11 protein-coding genes are annotated in these 8,543 nt (G+C 68.3%); all 11 read right to left on the bottom strand.

Translation table 11 applies throughout. The features are described 5' to 3' along the window. Window positions 1-33: 33 nt before the first annotated feature. The 11 genes from AC07M7_RS06125 to ccmA all read right to left on the bottom strand — a co-directional run bounded on the left by AC07M7_RS06125 (window position 34) and on the right by ccmA (window position 8,390). Window positions 34-378 carry a DUF1294 domain-containing protein gene (locus AC07M7_RS06125; protein WP_495206953.1) on the bottom strand — a complete coding sequence of 115 codons (345 nt, stop codon included), beginning with the start codon at window positions 376-378 and terminating at the stop codon, window positions 34-36. After that, the gene (metX, locus tag AC07M7_RS06120) at window positions 379-1,491 is read right to left on the bottom strand and encodes a homoserine O-acetyltransferase MetX (RefSeq protein ID WP_046986133.1); all 1,113 of its coding nucleotides are present in this window, start codon (window positions 1,489-1,491) and stop codon (window positions 379-381) included. A gap of 152 nt (window positions 1,492-1,643) precedes the next feature. After that, window positions 1,644-2,633 (bottom strand): tetratricopeptide repeat protein, encoded by a 990-nt coding sequence (locus tag AC07M7_RS06115; RefSeq protein ID WP_317233322.1) that lies wholly within the window; start codon window positions 2,631-2,633, stop codon window positions 1,644-1,646. Further along, complete coding sequence (locus AC07M7_RS06110) at window positions 2,627-3,076, bottom strand: cytochrome c-type biogenesis protein (RefSeq protein WP_046986131.1); 450 nt, start codon at window positions 3,074-3,076, stop codon at window positions 2,627-2,629. The genes AC07M7_RS06115 and AC07M7_RS06110 overlap by 7 nt, the downstream gene beginning before the upstream one ends. Window positions 3,077-3,080: 4 nt before the next feature. Beyond that, window positions 3,081-3,698 (bottom strand): DsbE family thiol:disulfide interchange protein, encoded by a 618-nt coding sequence (locus AC07M7_RS06105; protein ID WP_253078188.1) that lies wholly within the window; start codon window positions 3,696-3,698, stop codon window positions 3,081-3,083. A gap of 8 nt (window positions 3,699-3,706) precedes the next feature. Further along, window positions 3,707-5,626, bottom strand: coding sequence for a heme lyase CcmF/NrfE family subunit (locus AC07M7_RS06100; RefSeq protein WP_065724273.1), 1,920 nt, complete (start codon window positions 5,624-5,626; stop codon window positions 3,707-3,709). Continuing rightward, window positions 5,627-6,088 (bottom strand): cytochrome c maturation protein CcmE, encoded by a 462-nt coding sequence (ccmE, locus tag AC07M7_RS06095; protein WP_136639498.1) that lies wholly within the window; start codon window positions 6,086-6,088, stop codon window positions 5,627-5,629. After that, window positions 6,085-6,273 carry a heme exporter protein CcmD gene (locus AC07M7_RS06090; protein WP_046984380.1) on the bottom strand — a complete coding sequence of 63 codons (189 nt, stop codon included), beginning with the start codon at window positions 6,271-6,273 and terminating at the stop codon, window positions 6,085-6,087. Before AC07M7_RS06090 ends, ccmE begins: the two co-directional genes overlap by 4 nt. Further along, window positions 6,270-7,040 (bottom strand): heme ABC transporter permease CcmC, encoded by a 771-nt coding sequence (gene ccmC, locus AC07M7_RS06085; RefSeq protein WP_495206952.1) that lies wholly within the window; start codon window positions 7,038-7,040, stop codon window positions 6,270-6,272. Before ccmC ends, AC07M7_RS06090 begins: the two co-directional genes overlap by 4 nt. Before the next feature lie 43 nt (window positions 7,041-7,083). Beyond that, window positions 7,084-7,779 (bottom strand): heme exporter protein CcmB, encoded by a 696-nt coding sequence (gene ccmB / locus AC07M7_RS06080; RefSeq protein WP_006456616.1) that lies wholly within the window; start codon window positions 7,777-7,779, stop codon window positions 7,084-7,086. After that, complete coding sequence (gene ccmA / locus AC07M7_RS06075) at window positions 7,776-8,390, bottom strand: heme ABC exporter ATP-binding protein CcmA (RefSeq protein ID WP_495207005.1); 615 nt, start codon at window positions 8,388-8,390, stop codon at window positions 7,776-7,778. Before ccmA ends, ccmB begins: the two co-directional genes overlap by 4 nt. Window positions 8,391-8,543: the final 153 nt, after the last annotated feature.

Genomic DNA, 8,543 nt, shown 5'->3' with positions numbered 1-8,543 from the left:
CGCCCCGCCCCCCGGCACTACCCATTCGAACGGTTACCGCGAAAACTCGCGCAGCATCACTGCGATCGAGGCCACGTTGGCCAGCACGCACAGCCAGAACACCCATTGGAACGAGGCCTTGCGATGCTTGTGGCGGAACAGCCCCTGGCCCAGCAGCGCACCGGGCCAGCCGCCGGCAAAGGCCAGCAGTTGCAGGGTGCGCTCGGGAATCCGCGATTGCTTGCGCTGTGCCGCGCGCTTGTCGTGGCCGTACAGGCCGAACGACACTGCGCTGGCCAGCAGGCACCAGCCGCCCAGCCACAGTGGCAGCACGCCGCTGATCATCAGCGCGATCAGCGCGCCGAACGCGGCCAGCGCGAGGTTGCGCCGCCACGTCACTTAGAGTGCGTCGAGGAAGCCGCGCACGGCCGGGCCGAAGCGCTCGAAATCGACCAGGAAGGCGTCGTGGCCCTGTGGTGATTCCAGGCCGATGAACTGCGCATCGGCACCGCCTGCGCGCAGGCCATCTGCTACTTGCTGCTGCTGCTGCACCGGGAACAGGATGTCGGTGTTGGCACCGATCGCCAACGCCTTCTCCACCCGGATCTTCGCCAGCCCGGCCAGCACGTCGCCGTCGGCATACTCGGCCAGGTCGAACCAGTCCATCGAGCGGCTCAGGTACAGGTAGCAGTTCGGATCGAAGAAGCGCACGAAGCGCCGCGCGTGGCCTTCCAGGTAGCTTTCCACCTGGAATTCCAGGCCGAACGGATCGTCGTCGGTCTGGTCCGAATCCAGCCGCACGCGGCCGAAGCGGCCATCCCATTCCAGCGCCGAGCGGTAGGTGATCACGCCCAGCTTGCGCGCCATGCGCATCCCCGATTCCGGGTACGCATCGTCATCGTAGTGGCCGCCGTTCCAGCGCGGGTCGAGGCGGATTGCCTCGCGCTGCAGCGAGCGGATCGCGATCGAGAACGGCAACGCCTGTGCACTGCCGGAGATGTTGATGTGGCTGCGTGCGATGCCCGGCTGCAGCATCAGCACGGCCAACGCGGTCATGCCGCCCATTGAATTGCCGACCACGCAGGCCAGTTGTTCAATGCCCAGCGCCTGCACCACCTCGATGGCCGCGCGAGCGCCGTCCTCGATCGACAGCTCCGGGAAGTCGAGGCGATAGGGTTGGCCTGTAGCCGGATTGAGCGACGCCGGTCCGGTCGAGCCCTTGCAGCTGCCCAACGAGTTCACGCACACCACGAACCAGCGGTCGCTGTCGATCGGCTTGCCGGGCCCGACCATCGCGTCCCACCAGCCCGGTGCCGGGTTGGCGTCGTTGGCAGCGGCATGCGCATCCGGCGACAGCCCGGTGACGATCAGGATCGCGTTGCCGGCATCGGCATCCAGCGTTCCCCAGGTTTCGTAGGCCACGCGAGCACCGTGCAGGGCGCCACCGCGCTTGAACGGGAACGGCGAGGGCAGGGCATGGAAGCGAGTGCCGGGCGGGATGAATTCAGTCATGCGGGCATTCTAGCGGGGCTGCATGTGGAGCTGGCGACACGCTGGTTTCCATCGGCGATGCACCCGGTAGTACCGGCCGCTGCCGGCAACCTCATGAACCTTGATGTGCCCGCGTGGTTGCCGGCCAGCGGCCGGCACTACCGTGCGGAGCGTCAAGGGAACCGCAACTCAACCACGCCCTCATGCGGCAGGTTCACCTTCACCGGCGTGCTCTGCAGATCGTCCTCGCTACGGTTGGCGCTGCCGCTGCGCGAGATGCGCGCCAGCACTTCCACTTCGCGATGGGCCGACAGCGGTGCGGTCGGCATCGGGCTGTCACCGTCACCCAGCCCGACCGTGGCCGGGAAGCCAGCCAGCGGCAGCTTGCGTGCGGCCACCGGCATCGGCGGTCCACCCACGGCACGCGCCAGTACGAACACCTGGGTGCCGGCTGGCCACTCGCTGCTCTTCAGCGCCGGCAGCTGCACGCGTACCTGCAGCAGCGCCGGTGGCGTCGCAGCGCCAGCATCGGGCGCCTGGCCGGCGGCTTCGCGGGCGATCGCGATCTGTGCCTGCAGTGCCTGAGCGGCACCCGGTTCCAGTCGCGGCAGCAGGCTGCTCCAGATATCGGCTGCTTCGGCATTCCGGCCGCGCTGGCGCAGGGCGATGCCGAGCAACCAGCTGGCGCGTTCGGCATCCGGGGCCAGGCTGCGCGCCTGCTGCAGCCAGGTCATTGCGGTGTCGTCGAACTGTTTGCCGGCATCGGCCTGTGCCCGCGCCTGTGCCGCTTCCACCAGCACGCCGGGGTCTTCAGGGGCCAGGGCGGCGGCACGTGCGAAGGCGTCCGCCGCAGCCGACGTGTTGCCCAGCTCGGCCTGCGAACGCCCGAGCAGCGTCCAGCCATCGGCGCGCTGCGGATCGCGCTGCAACGCATCCTGCAGGGCCTGCACGCCGTCACGCAGGGTGGCCACCGACGGCGCAGGCTGCACCTGTGCCGCACGCGGGTCTCCGACCAGCAGGTACAGGCAGGCACCGGCCACGCCCAGCGCGAGCACGCCGACCACGAAGCCGCGGCGGCCATGGTGGCGCAGCGGCCACAGCACCAGTGCAGCCATCAGCGCAGCACTCACACCCGCTGCCATGGGAAGCCAATGGCTCACCAACCGTCTCCTTCATCAGTCTTGCTGGCCGGTGCGGACGCGACCGTGCGCCCACGACGGCGGACGATGCCCAGCACCACCAGCGCACCGGCGCCGAGCACCAGCAGCGGACCGCCCCACAACAGCCACGTACCCGGCTGCAGTGGTGGCTGGTAGAGCACGAACTCGCCGTAACGGGCGACCAGGAACTGCTTGATCTGTGCGTCGTCATGGCCCTGCTGCATCAACTGCAGCACCTCGCGGCGCAGGTCCTGGGCGATCTGCGCGTTGGAATCGGCCAGTGACTGGTTCTGGCACTGCACGCAGCGTAGCTGCGCGGCCAGGTCATGAAAGCGGCGTTCCTCTGCGCCATCGCGGAACTGCAGCGGCTGCGGATCGTGCAGCGGCTGCTGGGCCAGCGCGGCCAACGGCAGCATCATGAGCAGCAGCGCCAGCAGCCAGCGCATCGGCTCAGGGCGCCGTGTGCAGGGTGTTGCCGGCATTACCCTGGGCCTTTTCGATCTTCTCCAGGGCCGGGATCAGCTTCTCGTCGACCACGCGCTGGGTCATCGCCCCGCTGTACTTCCAGCGTACGACGCCACTGCCATCGACCAGGAAGGTTTCCGGCGCAGCGGTCACGCCCCAGTCGATCGCGGTGCGGCCTTCCACGTCGCTGAGCACGACCATGAACGGGTTGCCCAGCTGCTCCAGCCAGTGCAGGGCATCGGTCGGGTCGTCCTTCCAGTTGTAGCCGATCACGCGTACGCGCTTGCTCTCGGCGAAACGGGTCAACACCGGATGTTCCTCGCGGCAGGCCGCGCACCAGCTGCCCCACACGTTCAGCAGGTAGGGCGCGCCGCGCAGCTCGTCGCTGTGCACGATCATTTCCGGGTCGTGCAGCACCGGCAGCGCGAACGCCGGCGCCGGCTTGTCGATCAGGGCCGACGGCAGCACGTCGCGCTGCGGGTCGCCGGATTTCATCACCCCGTAGATCATCAGCCCGAGCAGGCCGAAGAAGAACAGCACGCCGATCACGATGGCTACCGGCGGCAGCGGGCGGGAGGGGCGCGGGGCGGGGGACTCGGACATGGGAACTCCTACGGACGACGGAAGCGGCGGTCGGCGGCGGTGATGAATCCGCCCAGGGCCATCAGCAGCGCGCCCAGCCAGATCCAGCGCACGAACGGTTTGATGTGCACCCGTACCGCCCATGCATTGTTGCCCAGCGGCTCGCCCAATGCCACGTAGACATCACCGTCGAAGCGTGCATCGATGCCGGCTTCGGTCATCACCTGGCCGCCACTGGCGTACTGGCGCTTTTCCGGATGCAGCAGTGCCAGTTCGCGGCCATTGCGGAACACGCGCAGATGGCCGCGGTCGGCGATGAAATTCGGACCTTCGCGATGGTCCACGCCTTCGAAGCGCACTTCATGGCGGCCGACCACCACCTGCTGTCCGGGTGCCAGCGCTACTTCGCGCTGCACGTTGAGTGCTTCCACCAGCAGCGCGCCGGCCAGGAACACGGCAATGCCGGCATGGGCGACGATCATCCCCAGCATTTCGGCGGTGAAACGGCCGTTGCCGCGCAGGCGCTGCCAGACGAAGCGGGCGGTGCCCAGCCCGACCCAGGCCGCTGCAGCAACGCCCAGGCCGGCCTTCCAACCGTTCTGTGGGGCCTGCCACCAGGCCAGCGCGCCGAGCAACATGGCCAGCCCCAGCCACGGTGCCAGCAACGCGAATGCACGCGAAGGCTGGTCGCGCTGCCACTTCACCAGCGGGCCGAACGGCAGCAGCAGGATCATCGGCGCCATCAGCAGCAGGAACAGGCTGCCGAAGTAGGGCGGGCCGACCGAGATCTTGCCCAGCGACAGCGCATCGGCCAGCAGCGGGTACAGCGTGCCGAGCAGGACCATCGCGCAGGCAGTGGCCAGCAGCAGGTTGTTGGCCAGCAGCAGGGTTTCGCGCGATGTCGCGGTGAAGCCACGGCGCGGATCGTCGGCGTTCACCGACAGACGTGGCGCCCGCAGCGCATACAGCAGCAGGCTGCCGCCGACCAGCACCGACAGGAACACCAGGATGAACAGGCCGCGCGAGGGATCGGCGGCGAACGAATGCACGCTGGTAAGCACGCCGGAGCGCACCAGGAACGTACCCAGCAGTGACAGCGCGAAGGCGGCGATTGCCAGCAGCAACGTCCAGCTGCCGAAGGTGCCGCGCTTCTCGGTGACGGCCTGCGAATGGATCAGCGCCGCACCGACCAGCCACGGCATGAAGCTCGCGTTTTCCACCGGGTCCCAGAACCACCAGCCGCCCCAGCCAAGCTCGTAGTAAGCCCACCAGCTGCCCAGCGCGATCCCCAGCGTCAGGAAGCCCCAGGCGACGTTGGTCCACGGCCGCGTCCAGCGCAGCCAGCGCGCGTCGACGCGCCCCTCCAGCAGTGCGGCCACCGCGAACGCGAACGGCACCGCGAAGCCGACGTAACCGATGTAGAGCATCGGTGGGTGGATGATCAGCCCGGGGTCCTGCAGCAGCGGGTTGAGGTCACGGCCTTCCAGTGGCGCCGGGTTCAGGCGCAGGAACGGATTGGAGGTGAAGATCAGGAAGGCGAGGAAGCCGACGCTGACCACGCCCATCACCGCCAGCACGCGCGCTTGTACCGGCGCCGGCAGGTGCCGCGAGAACAGCGCCACCGCGCCAGTCCACAGCGCCAGCACCAGCGCCCACATCAGCAACGAGCCCTCGTGCGCGCCCCAGACCGCCGAGTAGCGGTAGATCATCGGCAGCAGCGAATTGGAGTTCTCGGCCACGTAGCGCACCGAGAAATCCTGCTGAACGAACGCGGCGGTGAGTACCGCGAAGGCGCCGGCAAGCAGCAGCAGCTGCGCGAAGGCGGCCGGTCGCGCCACCGCCATCCATGCCGTGTTGTTGCGCTGCGCACCGGCCAGCGGCAGGCCGGCCTGCAGCAGCGAGGCCAGCAGCGCGCACAACAGCAGGATCTGACCCAGTTCGGGCAGCACTCAGCGCACCTCGGGTGCCGTCACCGGCACATCATGCTTGCGATGGGCGTCGCCCATCTTGTCGGCTACTTCCTTCGGCACATACTTCTCATCGTGCTTGGCCAGGACTTCATCGGCGACGAAAATTCCGTCCTGCAGGCGGCCGCTGGCAACCACGGCAGTGCCCTCGGCGAACATGTCGGGCAGGATCCGTGAGGTGCTCACCGCCAGCTGAGCATCGCCGTCGGTGACCTCGAAGCGTGCTTCCAGCGAGCCGACCGGGCGGTTGAAGGAGCCCTTCACCACCATGCCGCCCAGGCGGAAGCGCGACTGCGCATCGACATCCCCGCGCAGCACCTCCGAGGGCGTGTACAGGTAGGCGATGTTGCGCTCCAGTGCCATCGCCACCAGCGCGGTGGCCAGGCCGGAGGCAAGCAGGGCCAACAGCACCCATACCAGGCGGCGACGCTGTACCGGGGTCATCGTTCCAGCTCCGTCGGCAACGACGACGCGGCTTCCTGCTTGCCGGCGCGGGTCTGCTGTCGCTGCTGGCGTGCCAGGGCGAGGCGGCGTGCCACGCGCAGGCGCAGCCACGAACCGATGGCATCGGCGCCGAGCACCAGTACGAACACGGCGTAGGCACCGATCACGTAAGGCAGGTGGGTCATGGCTGGGCCTCCCCGGCCGGGCGTGCGGCATCGACGCGGCCACCGACCCAGGCCTTGCCGGCCTCGCGGTCGAGGTTGTCGGCGCGGGCCTTGGCCAGTACCGAGCCTGCGAACCAGAACTTGGTGCCGATCACCATCCACCACAGCGGCGCGATCATCGCGCTGCTGATCGCCGATTCACCGAACACGTTGATCGACTGGCGCTGGTGCAGGCCGCCCCACCAGTCCACCGAATAGCGGATCACCGGCAGCAGGCTGACACCGACGATGGCCAGCAGGCCAGCCGCGCGAGCGGCGCTGCGACGGTCCTCGATGGCGTGGTACAGGCCGATCACGCCCAGGTACAGGAACAGCAGCACCAGTTCACTGGTCATGCGCGGGTCCCAGTCCCACCAGGTGCCCCAGGTGCCCTTGCCCCAGATGCTGCCGGTGAGCAGGGTGATCAGGGTGAAGCCGGCGCCCATCGGCGCGCAGGCCATGGCCAGGATCTCGCAGACCTTGATCCGCCAGATCAGGGCGATGGCGGCATACAGCGCCATCAGCGCGAATACGAACAGGCTCATCCAGGCACTGGGCACGTGGATGTAGAGGATGCGGAAGCTGTCCAGCTGCTTGGCTTCCGGCGGCACCACCAGCAGTGCCTGCCACATGCCGACCAGCAGCACCGGCACCGCAGCCAGGTAGAACATCCGCGACCAGCGGGCAGCGAATCGGTCGAACGTGGGGGGCGAGCCGAGTTGGTGGAACCAGCGGACAATCGGATTCATGCGTGGCGGCTATCCAGCAGGGGTGGATTGGCTCTCAGCTCGGTCAACTCAGAGAAATACGTATTGCAGCAGCGGTGGCCAGCGGAGCCAATACCAATGCGACCAGCAGGCCGGCGCCCAGCATCAGCAGTGCACCGACCGGATCCTGTCCGCGTCCGGCCGCTGCCAGACTGCCTGCACCGAACACCAGCACCGGCACGTACAGCGGCAACGACAGCAACGCTACGAGAATACCAGAGCGCCGGATGCCTACGGTCAGTGCTGCGACCACGCCACCGATCAGGCTCAGCAACGGTGTTCCCAGCAGCAACGATGCCAGCAACATCGGCAGCTGGTCATGCGGCAGATGCAGCATTTCGGCCAGCAGCGGGCTGACCACGATCAGCGGCAGCGCAGTGGTGGCCCAGTGCAGCAGCACGCGCACCAGCACCAGCCAGGCCAGCGGCACCGGCGCCAGCAGCCATTGTTCCAGCGAGCCGTCTTCGGCATCGGAGCGGAACAGTGAATCCAGTGACAGCTGGCCGGCCAGCAACACCGCCAGCCACAGCACTGCGCCGGCGGTGGCGGCCAGCAGTTGTGGTTCGCGGCCCTGGGCGAGGGCGAACAGGACCACCACCAGTACCGCGAACAGCAGCGGTTGCAATGCGTCGCCGCGACGGCGCCAGAGCAGGCGCAGGTCGCGCTTGAGCAGCGCACCTGCGGTCTGCCACAGGCCCGGTTCGGTACCCGGCGCGATCATGCGGCACCGCCGAGGTCGAGCTGGCGGGTACGCACCGGCGGTGCGGCATAGGCGCCGTGGGTGGTGACCAGTGCAGCGCCGCCGGCACGCAGATGCGCGGAAATCATCCGGTTGACCAGGGTGATGCCCTCCAGGTCGAGGTTGGCATAGGGTTCGTCGAGCAGCCACAACGGCGCCGGCGACAGCCAGACGCGTGCCAGTGCCAGACGCCGCTTCTGTCCGGCCGACAGATGCCGCACCAGGGTGTCCTCGTAACCGGCCAGGCCAACGATGGCCAGCGCGTTGCCCGGCATCTGCCGCGCGCGGCGACCGTGCAGGCCGCACAGGAAATGCAGGTTCTCCAGCGTATCCAGGTCCGGCTTCAGCGCCGGTAGGTGGCTGAGGTAGGCCACATAGCGTGCACGCTCGGCATTGCTGGCCGGCTTGCCGTCGATCCGCACCTGGCCGGCACCGGGCCGGGCCAGGCCGGCCAGCACGCGCAGCAGGGTGGTCTTGCCGGCACCATTGCCGCCCTGCACCAGCAGCGCCTCGCCGGCGTCCACATGGAAGTCCAGCGGGCCGAACACCGGCTCGTCATTGCGGGAGAAGCTAAGGCCGCTGGCGGCCAGCAATGCAGGGGTGTTCAAGGGGCAGGGTCTTCATGCCGGAGTGCGGCGGCAATTGTAGCGGTGAATGCATACGGTAGTGGCGGCCGCTGGCCGGCAGGCGCGACCAAGCGTCGCAGATTGTCCGAGGTTGCCGGCCAGCGGCCGGCACCACCGAAG

Source organism: Stenotrophomonas sp. GW821-FHT09E08 (assembly GCF_059416125.1).
This window is presented reverse-complemented; position numbering and strand designations above follow the sequence as displayed.